21 protein-coding genes are annotated in these 18,299 nt (G+C 46.1%); 20 read left to right on the top strand and 1 reads right to left on the bottom strand.

Going from position 1 to position 18,299, the window contains the following annotated elements:
* The first annotated feature begins 141 nt into the window (after positions 1-141).
* The 14 genes from rpsA to NSQ38_RS16620 all read left to right on the top strand — a co-directional run bounded on the left by rpsA (position 142) and on the right by NSQ38_RS16620 (position 13,512).
* Positions 142-1,356 (top strand): 30S ribosomal protein S1, encoded by a 1,215-nt coding sequence (gene rpsA / locus NSQ38_RS16555; protein ID WP_062835205.1) that lies wholly within the window; start codon positions 142-144, stop codon positions 1,354-1,356.
* A gap of 185 nt (positions 1,357-1,541) precedes the next feature.
* Complete coding sequence (der, locus tag NSQ38_RS16560) at positions 1,542-2,864, top strand: ribosome biogenesis GTPase Der (RefSeq protein ID WP_076209907.1); 1,323 nt, start codon at positions 1,542-1,544, stop codon at positions 2,862-2,864.
* Positions 2,865-2,875: 11 nt separating this feature from the next.
* Positions 2,876-3,499, top strand: a complete 624-nt coding sequence (gene plsY / locus NSQ38_RS16565) for a glycerol-3-phosphate 1-O-acyltransferase PlsY (protein WP_339782976.1) — start codon at positions 2,876-2,878, stop codon at positions 3,497-3,499.
* Positions 3,492-4,532 (top strand): NAD(P)H-dependent glycerol-3-phosphate dehydrogenase, encoded by a 1,041-nt coding sequence (locus tag NSQ38_RS16570; protein ID WP_036607707.1) that lies wholly within the window; start codon positions 3,492-3,494, stop codon positions 4,530-4,532. The genes plsY and NSQ38_RS16570 overlap by 8 nt, the downstream gene beginning before the upstream one ends.
* A 103-nt stretch (positions 4,533-4,635) precedes the next feature.
* Complete coding sequence (locus NSQ38_RS16575) at positions 4,636-4,911, top strand: stage VI sporulation protein F (RefSeq protein WP_017687687.1); 276 nt, start codon at positions 4,636-4,638, stop codon at positions 4,909-4,911.
* Positions 4,912-5,084: 173 nt separating this feature from the next.
* Positions 5,085-5,264, top strand: coding sequence for a DUF2768 family protein (locus tag NSQ38_RS16580; RefSeq protein WP_017687688.1), 180 nt, complete (start codon positions 5,085-5,087; stop codon positions 5,262-5,264).
* A gap of 83 nt (positions 5,265-5,347) precedes the next feature.
* On the top strand, positions 5,348-5,965 hold the full coding sequence (locus NSQ38_RS16585) for a hypothetical protein (protein WP_338587605.1): 618 nt from the start codon (positions 5,348-5,350) through the stop codon (positions 5,963-5,965).
* 17 nt (positions 5,966-5,982) lie between these two features.
* Positions 5,983-6,333, top strand: coding sequence for a 2Fe-2S iron-sulfur cluster-binding protein (locus NSQ38_RS16590; protein WP_339790567.1), 351 nt, complete (start codon positions 5,983-5,985; stop codon positions 6,331-6,333).
* 46 nt (positions 6,334-6,379) lie between these two features.
* Positions 6,380-7,159: a hypothetical protein gene (locus tag NSQ38_RS16595; RefSeq protein ID WP_339782977.1), complete on the top strand. Its 780-nt coding sequence runs from the start codon at positions 6,380-6,382 to the stop codon at positions 7,157-7,159.
* A gap of 455 nt (positions 7,160-7,614) precedes the next feature.
* The gene (gene spoIVA / locus NSQ38_RS16600; RefSeq protein ID WP_036607700.1) at positions 7,615-9,093 is read left to right on the top strand and encodes a stage IV sporulation protein A; all 1,479 of its coding nucleotides are present in this window, start codon (positions 7,615-7,617) and stop codon (positions 9,091-9,093) included.
* Between the two features lie 217 nt (positions 9,094-9,310).
* A complete protein-coding gene (locus tag NSQ38_RS16605) occupies positions 9,311-10,408 on the top strand; it encodes a sugar ABC transporter substrate-binding protein (RefSeq protein WP_036672016.1) in 1,098 nt (365 codons plus the stop codon).
* 113 nt (positions 10,409-10,521) lie between these two features.
* The gene (locus NSQ38_RS16610; RefSeq protein WP_339782978.1) at positions 10,522-12,039 is read left to right on the top strand and encodes a sugar ABC transporter ATP-binding protein; all 1,518 of its coding nucleotides are present in this window, start codon (positions 10,522-10,524) and stop codon (positions 12,037-12,039) included.
* The gene (locus tag NSQ38_RS16615; RefSeq protein WP_017687695.1) at positions 12,036-13,022 is read left to right on the top strand and encodes an ABC transporter permease; all 987 of its coding nucleotides are present in this window, start codon (positions 12,036-12,038) and stop codon (positions 13,020-13,022) included. Before NSQ38_RS16610 ends, NSQ38_RS16615 begins: the two co-directional genes overlap by 4 nt.
* Before the next feature lie 217 nt (positions 13,023-13,239).
* Complete coding sequence (locus tag NSQ38_RS16620; protein ID WP_024630670.1) at positions 13,240-13,512, top strand: HU family DNA-binding protein; 273 nt, start codon at positions 13,240-13,242, stop codon at positions 13,510-13,512.
* Between the two features lie 66 nt (positions 13,513-13,578).
* On the opposite strand, the gene NSQ38_RS16625 is transcribed toward NSQ38_RS16620, so the two are convergent.
* Entirely contained in the window at positions 13,579-13,740 is a 162-nt protein-coding gene (locus NSQ38_RS16625) for a hypothetical protein (RefSeq protein ID WP_338587599.1), read from the bottom strand.
* 147 nt (positions 13,741-13,887) lie between these two features.
* Here NSQ38_RS16625 and mtrB point away from each other — a divergent pair, with 147 nt between their 5' ends.
* From mtrB to NSQ38_RS16655, 6 genes are all read left to right on the top strand, one after another.
* A complete protein-coding gene (mtrB, locus tag NSQ38_RS16630) occupies positions 13,888-14,109 on the top strand; it encodes a trp RNA-binding attenuation protein MtrB (RefSeq protein WP_017687697.1) in 222 nt (73 codons plus the stop codon).
* Between the two features lie 121 nt (positions 14,110-14,230).
* Entirely contained in the window at positions 14,231-14,782 is a 552-nt protein-coding gene (locus tag NSQ38_RS16635) for a hypothetical protein (RefSeq protein ID WP_339782980.1), read from the top strand.
* A gap of 101 nt (positions 14,783-14,883) precedes the next feature.
* Positions 14,884-15,747: a heptaprenyl diphosphate synthase component 1 gene (locus NSQ38_RS16640; protein ID WP_338587597.1), complete on the top strand. Its 864-nt coding sequence runs from the start codon at positions 14,884-14,886 to the stop codon at positions 15,745-15,747.
* A gap of 15 nt (positions 15,748-15,762) precedes the next feature.
* Positions 15,763-16,491: a demethylmenaquinone methyltransferase gene (locus tag NSQ38_RS16645; RefSeq protein ID WP_036607690.1), complete on the top strand. Its 729-nt coding sequence runs from the start codon at positions 15,763-15,765 to the stop codon at positions 16,489-16,491.
* The gene (locus NSQ38_RS16650) at positions 16,484-17,350 is read left to right on the top strand and encodes a UbiA-like polyprenyltransferase (protein WP_091028934.1); all 867 of its coding nucleotides are present in this window, start codon (positions 16,484-16,486) and stop codon (positions 17,348-17,350) included. The genes NSQ38_RS16645 and NSQ38_RS16650 overlap by 8 nt, the downstream gene beginning before the upstream one ends.
* Positions 17,351-17,971, top strand: a complete 621-nt coding sequence (locus NSQ38_RS16655; RefSeq protein WP_339782981.1) for a flavin prenyltransferase UbiX — start codon at positions 17,351-17,353, stop codon at positions 17,969-17,971.
* The last annotated feature ends 328 nt before the right edge of the window (positions 17,972-18,299 follow it).

The following is an 18,299-nucleotide window of genomic DNA, read 5'->3' on the forward strand; positions in this document are numbered from 1 at the left end:
GGCTTCGTCGGTAGCTGAGTGCATGTTTCCATATTTTTGAGGGAGACTAAAGCTTGAGCACTCAGTGATGAAAGTGTTTTGAACTCTGCTACAGGCAGGTTTGAATATAATGGGGTTTTTGAATTGAGGAGGGTATTTGACATGTCGGAAGAAATGAAAAATCAAGAAGCAACCCAAGATGAGTTGGATCAATTCGTTTCCTTGAAAAAAGGAGATACCGTAAAAGGAACCATCGTCAAATTGGAAGATAACCAAGCCTATGTGAGCATTGGATATAAATATGACGGTGTCATTCCAATTCGTGAACTGTCTTCATTACATGTTGACAGCGCGTCTGACGCAGTAGAAGTTGGACAAGAAGTTGAAGCTAAAGTTCTTAGCATCGACGACGAGAAAGAAAAACTCGTTCTGTCCAAACGTGCAATCGACAGCGAAAACGCATGGGATCAATTGCAAAAGCATTTTGAAGACCAAGACGTATTCGAAGTTGTTGTAGGTGATGTTGTTAAAGGCGGTCTGGTAGCAGACGTGGGCGTACGTGGATTTATCCCGGCTTCCATGGTTGAACGCCATTTCGTTGAAGACTTCAGCGACTACAAAGGACGCACACTGCGTGTTAAAGTGAAAGAGATCGACCGTGAGAACAACAAAGTGATCCTTTCCCAAAAAGACGTACTGGAGCAAGAATTCGAAGCAAACAAAGCTACAGTAATGGCTGGTTTGCAAGAAGGTCAAGTGATCGAAGGTACAGTACAACGTTTGACTCAATTCGGTGCATTCGTTGATGTGGGCGGAGTTGACGGTTTGGTTCACGTATCCGAGCTGGCTTGGACACATGTTGAAAAACCATCCGACGTACTGTCTGAAGGTGACAAAGTTAGTGTGAAAGTGCTGAAAGTTGACCCTGAAAAAGGCAAAATCAGCCTGAGCATGAAAGCTGTTCAACCAGGTCCTTGGGAAACAGCAAGCGAAAAATTCAATTCCAGCGATATCGTAACAGGTGTTGTAAAACGTCTGGTTGACTTCGGTGCATTTGTTGAAATCGCTCCTGGTGTTGAGGGACTTGTGCATATTTCGCAAATCTCCCACAAACACATCGGCACTCCTCATGAAGTGCTGAAAGAAGGACAGGAAGTTCAAGTTAAAATCTTGGACATGAACCCTTCTGAGCAACGTGTAAGCTTGAGCATCAAAGAAACAGAAGAAGCTCCAGCTCAACCACAAAAATCAGAAAGACCTGCAAGAAACAACGCTCCACGTGAAGAAATCAACAATCCAAACGTTTCCTTGAACAATCAAGGTATGAGCACTACGCTCGGCGAACTGTTTGGTGACAAACTCAGCAAATTCAAATAAGTTAACAATGCATGGTTCTAAGTTATATACTGCATATTTTGCTGAATAACAAAAGCAAGATCGGCGAGCCCCAGGCGGGTTCGCCGATTGTTTTTATTGCGAGTAATTTGGCATGAAACGTTAGCCAAGACATATCTTTTTTGCTATGATGAGTATCGTAAGTATGGACAGGAGGAGTGGAATGTATGGCAAGACCCGTTGTGGCAATTGTCGGACGACCGAACGTGGGTAAATCCACCATTTTCAATCGGATCATCGGCGACAGACTGGCCATTGTGGAAGACAAGCCGGGCATTACCCGTGACCGCATATATGGAATCGGTGAATGGAACGGTAAACCATTTAGTATTATTGATACAGGTGGTATCGAAATTGATGGTGAAGATGTAATTTTAAAATCGATTCGGATGCAAGCAGAGCTCGCTATTGAAGAAGCGGATGTTATTGTATTCATGTGTGATGCAAAAGCAGGTATTACACAATCGGATGAAGAGGTAGCAGAGATGCTCTACCGCTCAGGCAAGCCTATTGTTGTAGCCGTTAACAAAGTGGATAATATCGGACGAAGTGAGCTCATTTATGAGTTTTATGGATTTGGTTTCGGTGATCCCATCGGCGTATCCGGTAGTCACGGTACAGGTGTAGGTGATTTGCTTGATGCAATTGTGGAGAAGTTGCCAGAACTTGAGGAAGAGACTTACGATGAAGATGTTATTCGTGTGGCTCTGATCGGACGTCCTAATGTGGGTAAATCTTCACTGGTGAACGCTATTCTGGGAGAAGAGCGTGTCATTGTAAGTGATGTGGCTGGAACGACTCGGGATGCAATTGATACACCTTTTGAAAAAGACGGCCAACGTTACGTGCTGATTGATACAGCAGGTATGCGTAAGCGTGGTAAAGTATATGAAACAACTGAGAAATACAGTGTAATGCGTGCGATGCGTGCGATTGAGCGTGCAGATGTTGTTCTGATTGTCATTAATGGTGAAGAAGGCATTATTGAACAGGACAAGCATATTGCAGGATATGCATTTGAAGCTGGTAAAGCGTCATTGTTTGTTGTGAACAAATGGGACGTGGTAGAGAAGCATGACAAAACGATGAAAGAGTTTGAGAGAAAAATTCGGGATCACTTCCTGTTTATGACTTATGCTCCGGTTGTATTCTTGTCAGCCCTCACAAAACAACGCTTACAAAAACTGTTGCCGGTTGTGCAACGTGTAGCAGAGCAACACTCGTTACGTGTGCAGACACATCTGCTTAACGATGTGGTGTCTGATGCGGTTGCGATTAATCCTCCGCCAACGGATAAAGGTCGGAGAATGAGAATTAACTATGTGACTCAGGTTGCAGTTAAACCGCCGACCATGGTTATTTTTGTGAACGACCCTGAGTTGATGCACTTCTCTTACGAGCGCTATCTGGAGAATAAAATCCGTGCGGCGTTTGATTTCGAAGGAACACCAATTCGCATATTTACTCGGAAGAAGTCCGACGAAAGTTAGGGGAGAAGTGTGTGATTTTACAAATCGCAGCGATTGTACTGAGTTATCTGCTCGGTTCGATCAGCTTTAGTGTCCTCCTTGCCAAAGCGATACGGGGGATCGATATTCGTCAGCACGGAAGCGGAAACGCGGGAGCTACCAATACATTGCGTATTTTGGGTAAAGGACCGGCAATTGCTGTTCTGTTACTTGATGTACTTAAGGGTGTTGCGTCTGTATGGATTGGAATCTGGCTGAGTGACGGTTCTGCCTGGATTCCTGCACTCAGTGGTATAGCAGCCATTGCAGGACATAACTGGCCGCTTTACTTCCATTTTCGTGGAGGAAAAGGCATTGCGACAGCCATTGGTGTTCTGGTGAGTCTTGCTTTCCTACCCGCGTTATGTGCTGGGGTGATCGCCATTCTGTCTATTGTATTGACACGCTATGTTTCATTGGGGTCTCTGATTTTTGTAGCATTTACACCCATCTTTATCATGGTATTACCCGGATATTCAATGAATATCTTCTGGGGGAGTCTGATTATTTGTCTGTTTGCGTTCTGGAGACATCGTACCAATATTGCGAAGCTCGCCAAAGGACAGGAAAATAAATTGGGATCGAAAAACCCTGGAGGGGGTAAACGAGTTGTCTAAAAAAGTTGCTGTTCTGGTCGCTGGGAGCTGGGGAACAGCTCTGGCCAGTGTACTCGCCGCCAATCAGTTGGATGTGATGATGTGGACACGTGGTGAAGATCAGGCTAACGAAATCAATAACAAGCACACCAATACTCGCTATCTTCCGGATGCGGAGCTTTCACCACGGATTCAAGCAACCACAGATATGGAAGCTGCGGTGGAAGGCGCTATAGCTGTGTTAATTGTTGCGCCTTCTTCAGCCATGCGTGCAGTTACGAACCAGCTTAAGGCTTATTACAAGCCTGAGATGTTAGTCATTCATGCAACCAAAGGTTTTGAGACAGAAAGCCTCAAACGGATGTCCACAGTCATTTCAGAAGAGCTTGAATGTGAAGAAGGCCGTGTGGTTGTTCTTTCTGGCCCAAGCCATGCGGAAGAAGTGGTAAAACGTTGTCCAACGACAGTGGTTGTAGCTTCACTGGATAAGGCATCTGCCGAGTCTGCCCAAGCTTTGTTTATGAATGCTTATTTCCGGGTTTACACGAATCGGGATATGATCGGTGTTGAGCTGGCGGGTGCATTCAAAAATATCATTGCTCTTGGTGCAGGTATGTCGGATGGTCTTCAATTTGGTGATAATGCCAAAGCCGCGTTGTTAACACGCGGTTTGGCAGAGATCACACGTATTGGTGTTGAGATGGGAGCAAATCCGCTAACGTTTTCGGGACTTGCTGGCATCGGGGATCTGGTTGTAACGGCTACAAGTCAGCACAGTCGAAACTGGAGAGCAGGTTCCATGTTGGGCCAGGGACAGAAGCTGGATGATGTTCTGAAGTCCATGGGCATGGTGGTAGAAGGCATTCGAACTACGCAAGCTGCCTATTTCATCTCACAAAAATACGGTGTGCAAATGCCAATTGCGGATCAGTTATATCACGTTTTATTCCAGGAGAGACAGCCGCGTGATGCGGTTGAAGCCTTGATGGGACGTGACCCGAAGACTGAAATGGAAGTCATGAAACTTGAAACCTGGGAGCAATGGCATTCCTGATTGTAATCAGCCTAAACGTACCTTGTGAAATAAGAAGCTTATTCACCTTTTCTGTAGCAGACTCATACTATACACATGAGTATTGCCGGAGGAGGGGAGACGAATGGGTAACAACATTTCCAAAGATGCACTGAATGCAATCAACAAGAAAACGGGTAAAACGATAACGGAAGGTGCCGTTAAGAAATTGGCAAGCACGGTGAAACCAACGACGATTCAGAATGAAGCTCAGTTGCGCCAATTGATCAAACAAGTATCCGCCATGGCGAAAGTTCCGGTATCTGAGGATACGGTTAAGGATATTGTGAGTGCGGTCAAGAAAAGCGGATTGAATCCGAGCAGTATGGAATCGTTAATGAAAATGATGATGAAAAAATAATAGATCACACCTGCATGTGCAGGTGATCCAGTAAGACAAAAAGACGAGTCGGCTTCTGCCGGCTTGCTTTTTTGTCTTTTTTTTGGAAAGTTGAACTGAATTTCGTGTTATAATGGTTGCAATTGTCACAGTGTCAGTGATGAATATCGGACTGAAGGGGAGACTGCTGGATTATGAGCGCAATGGACAAGATGTGGCTGTCATTGGTGGCCATCCTCATTATGGGATTATCTGTATTCCTGATTACGTTTGCTCGTGCCAAAACAAAAGGTATTGTACGGGGGATTCTTTCTCTAATTGCATTTTTGATTATGCTGATTGGCTTTTTCGGTGGAATCGCTTCTCTGACCTGATTTCCCATGCCTGAAGGATAACATCCGCATAAGCACATCATAAGAACTGACACAATGAACACGGATGAGGGGAGTGTGAGCCTATGGGGCCGCATGATACGGAGGGTCGGACAGAGCGTTATCCGGAACTACACGCGGCTTTGCTGGAAACGGCCAAAGCCTGGAACACGCAGCCGCAGACATGGTTACTTGGAGGAAGTTGTGGGTTGCTGCTTCAAGGGGTGGAGTTGCAACAGGCTCCGAGAGATATAGATATCTATGCGGATGTTGCTGCTGCTAAAGAACTTCACCGTAGCGCTCCGGGGGAAATGCTTGACGAGCCTACAGTGGACAAGACAGGACCGTATGCTTCTTTGCTGAGCCACTATCAGGTGGGTGAATGTGCGCTGGAATTGGTTGGTGGTTTCGAAATATGGGCTCGCAAAAGTTGGTACCGTATCGAGATTGAACATGTACTTGCTCCACATGCACCAGTAGCACAAGTAGGTTCATATACCCTGCGACTGATGCCGCTTGCGCATGAGCTGTTGTTTAATCTGCTGCGAGGTCGTGAAGATCGTTATGTACCCATTGCGACACAGATACGTCAGCAACCACATGCACATCAACCTATAATGATGCTGTTAAGTCAACAGAATGTATGGACAGCCCGCTTCAGAGCCGAAGTGGAAGAGCTTGTTGGCTTTGCATGGCCCCAGTAGGTTGAGGGAGGAAAATGATGGACTATAAGATAACTTTTTTACCTATGAACAAATCGATAGCGCTCAAACCAGGGGCAACACTTCTGCATGCAGCACGACGTGCTGGAGTCAAGATTACGACCCGATGTGATGGTAAAGCGGCTTGCCTGATGTGCAAAGTCAACGTGGATGAAGAACATCGGGCGGAACTGTATCCACCAACAGATGCAGAAAAGCGCAAGCTGGGTTCACTGCTGGAAGCAGGTACACGACTGTCCTGTCAGGCCAAGGTGTGTGGATCTCTATCGGTTCATGTTCCAGAGGACCCGCTGAAGGCAGCTATTCGGAAACAACTGGAACGTAAACAACAGGAAGACGACTGGTTCTGAGCGTTATAACATTGATTCTCTAATGAGTTATTCAAGGAGGACACGAATGATTAGGAACAAGCCAAAATGTGTGGAAAGAAGTGGACGGCAGCGTCTGAAACATCAGACGGGTGGTCTGCTGTTATTCCTGTTGTTTGCTTTTACAGCAAGTGGTTGTATGTATCCATCCCAGAGCAATTCGGACCCTAAGATAGCCTATCGGGAAAGCGTGAGCCGTATCCAGAGTGCGGTCGAGGCATTTCAGCAAGATGAGGGGATTTTGCCAATCATTAATGCAGATATGGAAACGCCAAAATATGAAAAGTTCAGAGTGGATCTACCCAAGTTGAAACAACTGGGGTATCTGGATGAAATACCGGGAACCGCTTTTGAAAGTGGTGGTAGCGCTTACTTCCTTATCCAGGATGAAGAAGTGAATCCGACCGTTAAAGTGATGGACCTTCTGACCGTACAGAAAGTGAATGATGTTCAGCGAATGGTTAATCAATATAAGTCCGTACATAACAATAAGCTGCCAAGTGGGGAAGAACTGTATCCGGGGTTATATGCTGTGGATATGGATCAGGCTGCACAGGCCGGTACTTCTTCCATAACGTTGAATAGTGTGTATTCGGGTCAGGCGTTACCTTTTATGATGGATGACGAAGGTCAAGTCTACGTAGATTATGCTTTTGACATTATGCAGGCAGTGGAAAAGTCTGACGTGTCTCCAGCTGAGACTGAAGATGTTCGGGATTTTCTATTGGAGCACTCCTACTTCGTACCTGTAAAATCTGTTTCCTACGCTTGGCAAAACAATGCACCGGTTGCACAGCCAATAAAATAAGCATGGTTGCAATTCAACTGATCTAGTTGTATGACTACCATGGCTCTAATGGTTCAAAAAGAGATATCCCAAATAAGGGATATCTCTTTTTTTCTTTTGTCAATATGAGCAATAACCGTCATAAAAGCTTCACGGATCACATAAAGTAGATTGAAATAAAGACGCGCAGTCCGAGATCGGGGGATTTTCCTAATGTCATCACCATAAGATAAAAAAACAAAAATACGCGTCATATTGCCGCATACGGATACATAAGATGATACTAGTCCAATTGCATGTACGAGTTAACGCCGCTCTCGCCGGTTTCATCAGAATGCAACGTTCGGCGGCGGACGACTTCCGGGCACTCACAAAGGCGGCTCTACCGTTGCAGGGATTTCAGTCTTCTGATTGAAAAAACGAAGCGGATGCTCTTTAGCATTTTTCCTTCGGAGTAATTTAGGGAGGGGATTTCATTGGAGAAAGTGGACATTTTTAAGGACATAGCTGAGCGGACCGGAGGGGATATTTATCTCGGGGTTGTCGGCGCAGTCCGGACGGGAAAATCAACATTTATCAAACGATTCATGGAAACCATTGTATTGCCAAACATCACAAACGAGGCAGATCGTGGTCGAGCGGTGGATGAACTTCCACAGAGCGCAGCGGGTAAAACCATCATGACTACCGAACCGAAATTCGTCCCTAATAACGCAGTCCAGATCAAGGTGGCAGAAGGACTCGATGTTAATGTGCGCCTTGTGGATTGTGTAGGTTACGCGGTGGAAGGAGCCAAGGGATACGAGGATGAGAATGGTCCACGCATGATCTCCACGCCTTGGTTCGAGGAGCCAATTCCGTTCCAGGAAGCCGCCGAGATTGGTACTCGCAAAGTCATTCAGGAGCATTCTACACTGGGTGTTGTGGTAACAACAGACGGCACAATCGCCGAAATTGCACGAAGCTCCTATGTGGAATCCGAAGAACGGGTCATTGCGGAATTGAAAGAAGTGGGTAAACCGTTTGTCCTGGTCATCAACTCCACTCGTCCTCGCAGTGAAGAAGCCCTGCAATTGCGTAGTGAGCTTGCTGCCAAATACGACATTCCGGTGATGACACTCAGTGCAGCCACGATGACGGAAGATGATGTGACGGGTGTACTTCGTGAAGTGCTCTATGAGTTCCCTGTGCATGAAGTGAATGTAAACTTGCCGAGCTGGGTTATGGTGCTCAACGAGACTCACTGGCTGCGTAGCAACTACGAAAATTCCGTACGGGATACCGTCAAGGATATTCGCAGACTTCGCGACGTGGATCGCGTTGTTGCTCAGTTCATGGAATATGAATTCATTGATCGCGCAGGCCTGAGTGGCATGAATATGGGGCAGGGTGTAGCCGAAATTGACCTGTATGCGCCAGATGAATTGTATGATCAGATTCTCGTGGAAGTGGTCGGAATTGAAATTCGCGGTAAGGATCATCTGCTGCAATTGATGCAGGAATTCTCGCATGCGAAGAGAGAATATGACCGCTTCGCAGAAGCGCTGGAGATGGTCAAAACGACCGGATACGGCATTGCTGCTCCATCTCTTGCCGAGATGGCTCTGGATGAACCTGAGCTCATTCGTCAGGGCACCAAATTTGGCGTACGCCTAAAAGCAACGGCACCGTCCATTCACATGATCCGGGTTGATGTGGAATCGGAGTTTGCTCCAATCATCGGTACGGAGAAACAAAGTGAGGAACTGGTGAGATATCTGATGCAGGACTTCGAGAACGATCCAATCAAGGTATGGGATTCAGACATGTTTGGACGTTCGTTGCACTCCATCGTGCGAGAAGGTATTCAGGGAAAAATTGCCATGATGCCGGATAATGCAAGATACAAATTGCAAGAGACGCTGGGAAGAATCATTAACGAAGGTTCGGGCGGCTTGATCGCTATCATTCTGTAAGACATCAAAAGACCGTAAGGGGGCATCCCCTCGCGGTCTTTTTTATATGATTTCTTTATTTTGGATGAAATGGATAGGAAGAATAGTGCTTTCGAAAAAACTTAGCGAGTTTTAGCTTTAAATTGCTAAAACCCATTTACATACTAGGGATTAGCCGTTATATTAATATTCAACTATTGTGATCGAGATCACAGAGAGTGGACAGGGGGAGACAGAGATGAAAAGAAAAGAGACAAAATGGGTATGGTTGAGTGTGTTATTAGTATTTACATTGGCGCTGTCCGCTTGCGGAATCAAAAAAGAACCGGCAGCAACTCCGGCTTCGGGTGCATCAGATGATACACCAAAAACGGAAGCAGTTACAGGCCCTCTAAGCGGCAAGCGGATTGCACTTATTATGGAGTTTAATACAGGTACTTTCTCGCAGCAATATGTACAGGGTGTAAAAGAAGAAATCGAAAAATTCGGTGGAGAACTGACAACGTTTGTTGCCGATAATGACAAAGCAAAGATGGTATCCTTGCTTGATAGCGCAATTAACCAGAAATTCGATGCCATTCTCACGGATCACGGGGATTCCCTATTAGAGCCAGGCGTGAAGAAGGCAGTAGAACAGAATATTCCAGTGGTCGTGTTTGACGCAGCTATCAGTGTTCCAGGAGCTACAGTCCTGTCGCAGGATGACCAGAAGATGGCTGAACTGACGCTGGAGCAAATGAAAAAAGATATCAATGGACAAGGTAATATTGTCAAAGTATGGGTAGCTGGTTTTGCACCGATGGAACGCCGTCAGATTGCATACGGTGAATTCATGAAAGCAAATCCGGACATCAAGGAAATAGCTACATTCGGTTCTGCACAGAACCCGGCGCTGGATACACAAGCCAAAATGGAAGCTATTCTCAAGCAATATCCAAAAGGTGAAATTACAGCTGTATGGACTGCATGGGATGAGTTCGCCAAAGGTGCAGCGCGTGCGATTCAACAAGCTGGACGTGATGAGATCAAAGTGTATGGTATTGATATGAGTGACGAGGATCTGCAAATGATTCAGGATCCAAAAAATCCTTGGGTTGCTTCTGCGGCTGTTGATCCAACGGATATTGGTCGCGTCCAAGTACGTTACGCTTATCAGAAACTGAACGGGGACGAGACAGAAGATGCAGTTGTTCTTAACCCGGTCTATGTTCAACGTGAAGCTCTGCCAGATAAACAAATCTCCACTTCGGAGCTGTCAGAGTTCGTTGAAGGTTGGGGTGGCAGCACACAAGGAATCAAGGACTGGATGAGTGAATACGGAATTACTGCTAAATAAGCAGCGTATCGGAAGCGCGCCGCAAGGCGCGCTTTTTCAACCATAATGAAGATATGTGTGGTCTGGATGAAAAAAGGGACGCTCCCGGAAGGGAACGAATGGAGGTTAACATCATGAGCACTGCACCGATACTGCTTCAAATGGAACATATCCACAAGCAGTTTTCAGGTATTCCTGCACTGAAGGATGTGGATTTCTCTGTAAAAGGTGGGGAGATTCATGCGCTGCTGGGTGCCAATGGTGCCGGTAAAAGCACGTTAATGAAAATTTTGTCCGGTGCCTATCCATTGGATCAGGGAACGATTCAGTTGAGTGGACAAGCACTTCATTTAAGTTCTCCGGGAGACGCGAAGGCAAGTGGGATTCACTGTGTCTATCAGGAAGTGGATGCTGCATTAGTGCCACAGCTGACGGCTGCGGAGAACATTATGTTGGATCAGTTGGCTTCATCTGCTGGAGGTTGGTGGAAGAGTCCACGAAAACTGCAACAGCGCGCGATTGAAGCGTTGAAGCAATTAGGGGCGGACATATCCGTTCACCAAAAAGTGGCTGATCTGACGCTTGCAGAAAAACAAATGATACTGCTGGCACGGATTTTGATTCAGGATGCCAAGGTCATCATTTTTGACGAACCTACTGCACCGCTGAGTCAGGAAGAAACGGATGCATTTTTCCGGATTGTACATCTGTTGAAGGAACGGGGAGTAGCTTGTATTTTCATTACCCATCGTCTTGCTGAAGTGACGGGTCACTGTGATCGCGTTACGGTTATGAGAGATGGGCAACACGTATTTACTGGTGAAGCAAAGGGACTTACGATCAACGATTTGGTTACACAGATGTTAGGTAAACCATTCGAAGAAGAATTTCCAAAGACGGAAGCACCCGTGGGGGAACTGCTGTTGGAGGCACGTGGGCTTCGTCGTGGAGTGAAGGTCAAAGGTGTTAACCTCTCTGTACGCCGAGGTGAAGTCCTCGCTGTGGTGGGTCTGGTAGGCGCGGGTAAAACGGAAAGCTCTCGTTTGCTGATTGGTGCAGATCGGCTGGAGGGAGGCGAGATCCGGCTTAACAACCGTAATCTCCGTCTGTCTCAGCCTGCGGATGCGGCGGCGCTGGGGATTGTTTCTGTACCGGAGGAGCGACGTAAACAAGGAATCCTGATCCAGGAGAACGTGGAACGAAATTTAAGCCTGCCTTTGCTAAGCCGTCTCAGTACATTAGGTTTCGTAAGCCGCAAGCGGGAGCGTCAGAATGCGGAGTCATTGGTGAAACAGCTCGGAATCAAGACTTCGTCCGTGAAGCAGGAAGTAAAATATTTAAGCGGTGGTAACCAGCAGAAGGTAGCCATAGGTAAATGGCTTAATGCGGATGCAGATGTATTTATATTTGATGAACCAACCAAAGGCGTAGATATTGGGGCGAAAAGTGACATTTTCCGCATCATCAATGAACTGGCTTTGGCGGGCAAGGGTGTAATCTATTTCACCTGTGAACTGGATGAAGGCATGGGAATTGGTGACCGAATCGCTGTCATGTGCGAGGGTGTTATTGTAAAAGAGTTCAAACGAGGCGAGACTAACCAAGAACAGCTGCTATACTATGCAAGCGGTGGACAAGAGGTGCAATCATGAAGGATAAATCACTGGATTTTGCGTTCCGTTACGGGGCGATTATAGTCATCATAGGTGTTATCGCATTTTTTGGCATTAAATTGCCTTATTTCTTTACGTACAGTAACTTAACCGATATTTTGGGCTCGATCTCTATCGTTACGTTTGTAGCGATCGGTGTTACGTTATCTCTCATTGTTGATGGATTTGATCTCTCGGTAGGGGCGACTGTCTCATTGACCACCGTCGTTACTGCTTCGTTAATGATCTGGTATCAACAACCACTGGCAATTGTCATTATTGTGCCACTAATCATTGGCGCTGTTATTGGTTTACTGAACGCGTTGCTCATTGTAAAATTGCGTATTCCGGATTTGCTCGCAACCCTTGCCACGATGTACATCATCGGAGGTATTCACAAAACGTATGCACAGGGATATACCATTTACAATCACATGCAGTTCCCTGATGGGAGCAAAGCTGCGGGAGAGATGGACCCGACATTCCTGCTTATAGGGCAGGGAAAATGGCTTGGTATGCCTATATCGGTTATCATGCTACTTATTGCCGTAATAGGTGTGCATATCTTTTTGACGTATACGAAATATGGTCGCCAGATGTATATTACAGGCGGTAATGAGGAAGCTGCACGTTTGTCCGGAATCAAGGTGAAAAAGGTGCGTACACTCGCCTATGTAGCCGCTGGAGTGTTTGCAGCAATCGGGGGTATCATCTATGCTTCCAAAGTAGGATCTGGTCAAATTGATGCGGGATCGCCGTTGTTAATGGAATCCGTAGCTGCAGTGTTTGTTGGCTTCTCTGTGTTTGGTGCGGGTAAACCCAATGTCATCGGAACCTTCATTGGTTCGGTTCTGATTGGTGTACTTGTGAACGGTTTAACGATGATGAACGTACAGTATTTCACACATGATATTGTAAAAGGTGGGGTTCTGGTGCTTGCCCTGGCGGTTACATTTTACGTCTTAAACCGCAACCGGACTTGAAATTGTGGGCTGTCTGTATTAGTATGAAATTTGTTCGGCGTCTGAAATGCGCGTGGTTTCAGACGACATTCTGCCGAAAATGACTGTTGACCGCAGGCGGAGATTTGTGTTCAGCGCTCAAGATGTACGTAGATTTTTTGCGTATGAACGTATATTTCGCTATAAAACGGAAACACAGTATAACATTCAGGACATTGATACAGGAGGTGAAAAACAAATGAACAAATCAGACTTGATTACACACGTATCCGAAGCGACTGAATTGTCCAAGAAAGATGTAACGAAAGCGGTTGATGCCGTATTCGAAGCAATCTCTGAGGCTCTTCAAAGCGGAGATAAAGTACAATTGGTTGGTTTTGGGAACTTCGAAGTTCGCGAGCGCTCTGCACGTAAAGGACGCAACCCGCAAACAGGTGAAGAAATCGAAATTCCTGCGAGCAAAATTCCTGCATTCAAACCAGGTAAAGCGCTCAAAGACGGAATTAAATAAGATTTCTACATATTCCATATGTCGACAAAAAGACCGTGACTTGTTCACGGCCTTTTCTTTTGCCCTTTAACGATGATTCTTGCGGTTATGCGGGTGCTCAGGATCATCCGGTTGCCCGGTATAAGCAACCAGAATCAGTTCTTCGCCAGCAGCTGCAGACAGATGCTGTTCGATTTCTTTTAACTGATGAATATGCTCGTCTGTAAGTGCGGCAGGGGTGTACTTCATGCAAATTCTCCTTTCTGTGGCTGTACAACTTTAGTATGACCCGAGGGTAGCCGATTCTTGCGGTTCATTCGTATAAGGTGCAGGTTGACAAATGAATCAATCTTAATCATCATTAACGCTATCGAACTAAAGAAGGGGACATGCGTGATGGATCATCCAACCGGCAATGATTATATTGTAATTAAGGCAGAGGAAAATGGTGTCCAGGTGATCGGATTAACCCGAGGTCAGGATACACGTTTTCACCACACCGAGAAATTGGACAAAGGTGAAGTAATGTTTGCCCAATTTACTACCCATACTTCAGCTATTAAAATCCGGGGCAAAGCCACGCTGATTACCAAGCATGGACAGATTGAATCGGAGTAATGGACAGATTGAATACAATCAAATGAAGATTGCAGGCATAGCCTGCTTTTTTTCATTGTACAATGAGGTATGAGCCTTTACCGGACAGACTACACTAACAGGTAAAGGCAGGGAGGCGTATATGAAACCGCGGATGATTGTTACTGCTTCAATCCTGGCAACGGTTGCGGCGGTCTTTCTGCTTGTTGCGATACAAACCTTACATATGCGTACATGGGGCGGGGAAAACGTACAACCTGTCTCTGCATCACATCATCCAGGTCAGCTAACGAATGATAATCTGGTTGATGTCCTAAGCTCCATGCAACTATCTACCCCCATTGCAAGAGTGGAGTGGAAACAGTCCATTTTGACACTGGACCTCAAAGTTAAAGGAACGAGTACAAGTTACACTGAAATCTATGAGAATATGGCAGCTGTAGCGGATCTGGGCTTTCGGAGTCTGGATAACGTGGATCAGGTGCTGCTGCGTGTGATGGCAGAAGATGAATGGATGCATAAACGACATCTGTTACTTGCTGCTGATATTCGGCGTGGAGAGTGGCCTCTGTATGCGATTGAAACATTACGGAACTGGAAAAGTGCGGCCTTTTCAGATGAATTGAAGGACTGGTTTCATTTGATGGAGACCGAACTCTGGAAGAAGCAATTCGAAATGACAAGTCAGGGCTAATAGAATAGCAGGATTCAGTGCGTGCCCGTTCAACATATGCTATAATATATAAGATTGTAGTGCAGAAATGGTTTAACAATGTTAAGGCTCGGAGGCTGAGAATGAATTCATATCGCGTACCCCAACTAGCAAAGAAATATACGGATTACGACATGATTCGACAACATACGGAAATCCCATCATTTCCGGATAGCCGGGCACGTCTGTTGCAGGTATTTGTGGGCCGCACAGACGAAAAGGTGCATCAAGAGTTATATGCTCTTGCAACTTCGCTCGTTCAGTTGGCCATGGATACGCATGATCGAATCGATACCATTTCCGGTGAGCGGAGAGAGCAGGAGATGCGTTCACGCCAGTTGAATGTACTCGCCGGGGATTATTTAAGTAGCCGTTTTTATCAATTGCTTGCCCAAGCGGGCAGAATTGAAATGATTGGCAAACTCAGTGGTGCTGTATCCGGAGTGAACGCACGCAAGATGACGCTGTATGAACGGATGAAGAAGCTTCTCGTTTCGGCTGACGAATACTTGCGTGAAACGGTACAGCTGAGGATGCAGCTGTTTCTTTCATTTACAGGCATGATTCAACATAACGAAGAGACATTATGGAACAGCCTGTTGACCGAATTCAGCTCCTGCGAAACGATCGTGGAAGAACTGAAGCGGATGAATGACGCAAAACAATATCTTCACAGCTATGCATACTGGCACATATACGAGCATGGTAATGACGATGAGCGCAGTGTATTGCGTCAGTCTGAACCGGATGCACGTGCATGGAACGCTATGGTGCTGAGGCATAGGGTTGGCGAGGTTTTGCTGGACAAGCTTCGCGAGTGTACACACCGCATTCAACTGTTGTTGCAAGACGAGGAAGGGCGGATGGGCTTGCATGAGATACATGCAATTCTAGAGCCTTACTTGGCATATTTGCAGCCTTCACATGCGGCAGTAAGGGAAGATTGAGGGGGAGACAGACGAATGGGGAGCGGAGAGACCAAACCGAAAGAAGAATATGTCCATTCGGTTTTTCAGAGTATAGCCGGAAAATATGATGTCATGAATGATATTCTAAGTTTCCGCAGGCATAAGGCTTGGCGTAAATTCACCATGAAAAAGATGAATATGTCCAAAGGCGATACCGGTCTTGATTTGTGCTGCGGCACATGTGACTGGACGCTTGCTATGGCAGAGGCAAGTGAAACGGGGCACATGCACGGACTTGATTTCAGCAGCAACATGCTGGAGGTCGGCCAGACAAAGATCAATGCGGTGCAACGTCAAAAGCAGATTACCCTGACACAGGGAAATGCCATGTCACTTCCTTTTGAAGACAATTCATTTGATTATGTGACGATCGGATTCGGGCTGCGTAATGTACCTGATCTCAGACAAGTGCTGTCTGAAATGAAACGTGTGGTCAAACCGGGCGGTATGGTGGTGTGCCTGGAATTGTCCAAGCCAACATGGCAGCCGTTCAAAGGCATTTATTATTTTTATTTTGAGAAGGTTTTACCAAATCTTGCCAAAGTGTTTGCTAAAAGTTTTGAGCAGTACAAATGGCTGCCGGACTCACTGGCCATTTTTCCGGGAAGGCAGGAACTGGCAGACATTTTTGCAGAAACTGGATTACAACAAGTGCAGGCCTACCCTCTGACCGGAGGTATAGCGGCACTGCATATTGGAACCAAGGAGAATCAGCATGTTTAGGAAAATTCGCATCTTTTTAGAAATGATCAAGATTGAACACACGCTTTTTGCTTTACCTTTTGCATTTATGGGGGCCATCCTGGGCTCCATGGTAGTGAATGATACCTTCCCAAGCTGGATGCAGATCATGTGGGTATTGCTTGCGATGGTCGGCGCACGTAGTGCGGCTTTTGGTTTGAACCGAATTATTGACCAAGCGATTGATGGCAAAAACCCGCGTACCGCGATGAGAGCCATCCCGGCAGGACTGTTGAAAAATGGGGAAGTTGTTATATTTGTCATTATCTCATTTATATTGTTATTCTGGGCCTCATCCAATCTTAATGTATTATCCATGCAGCTTTTGCCTATTGCTGTGTTTATGTTGGTACTGTATTCGTACACCAAACGATTCACATGGTTATGCCACGTCGTTCTTGGGATGACGATTGGTTTGGCACCACTTGGTGGCTGGGTAGCTGTAACAGGAACGATGGATTGGACAGCGATTGTGCTGTACGTTACGATTGTGTTCTGGACAGCGGGTTTTGATATTATCTATGCCTGTCAGGATCTGGAATTTGATCAAGGAGAAGGTCTTCACTCCATACCTTCCCGTTTTGGCCTAGTTAAATCCTTGCAGATCGCTAAGTTCTTCCATGTGATTACTGCAATCGGTTTTCTTGCGTTATTGTTGATGACAGATCTGAGCTGGTGGTATGGCGCAGGTATGTTGGTGACGTATGGAATTCTGTTCTACCAACACTATATCGTATCGCCTAATGATATGAGCCGTGTTCAAACGGCGTTTTTTACCATGAACAGTTTGCTTAGTATAATCGTATTTACGTTCACTCTGATTGATCTGGCGGTGAAATAAATGGTGCAGCAGCCGGACAATAAACGACTGGTTGTCGGAATTACCGGAGCGAGTGGCAGCATATATGGCGTTCGATTAATTGAAACGCTGCTTGATTTGGAATATAACGTTCATCTGGTCATATCCAATGCAGGGTGGCGTGTACTGAAAGAAGAATTGGACTGGGATGTGACGAATCGGGACGCGGTGCTGGAAGAAAAATTCGGCAACCGTGCCGGTTCTCTGATCTATCATCCTGTGAGTGATATAGGGGCCTCCATTGCCAGTGGTTCTTATCTGGCCGACGGCATGATTATCATGCCATGTTCGATGGGAACTCTTTCCTCCATCGCGCAGGGATCGTCGGATAATCTGATGTCTCGCGCAGCTGATGTTATGATGAAAGAGGGAAGAACATTGATCCTCGTACCACGTGAGACGCCTCTTCATGCAATCCATCTGGAGAACATGCTGAAGCTTTCTCGTCTTGGTGTACGAATGATACCGGCTATGCCTGCTTTTTATTACAAACCTCAGACGATGGATGAGTTGATTCTGTTTTTGGTGGGGAAAGTGCTGGATAGCTTGCGCATCCCACATCAACTGTTTACAAGATGGGGAGAACCGGATGAACGGGGATAACGACTGAGTTCGATACAAGGCTGTTTTTTGCCAAAGTGTTGCTCGGTTTATTTGTCCCCCGAATCCCGGGGTATTGGTGAGTGCTGATGGTGAGTCTTCATGAACCACAGTCTTGACCCATGCTCCGGCAACTTCTGTATATTGTTTCAGAACAAGTCGCAGAGTTTAATTTTCGGGTGTCGGCTATGACATTCGGAGAAGAAAAATACGTTAGATTACCTTATAGAAAAACACAAGCAAGAACGGTAAGCCGGGTTTTTCGTAATGCCTGCAGGCCCGACTTGCTGGAGGGGAAGGTAAGCATGAATTTATGGACTGACAATACGCT

It is taken from the genome of Paenibacillus sp. FSL R7-0313 (genome assembly GCF_037969885.1).
Classification (GTDB): domain Bacteria; phylum Bacillota; class Bacilli; order Paenibacillales; family Paenibacillaceae; genus Paenibacillus.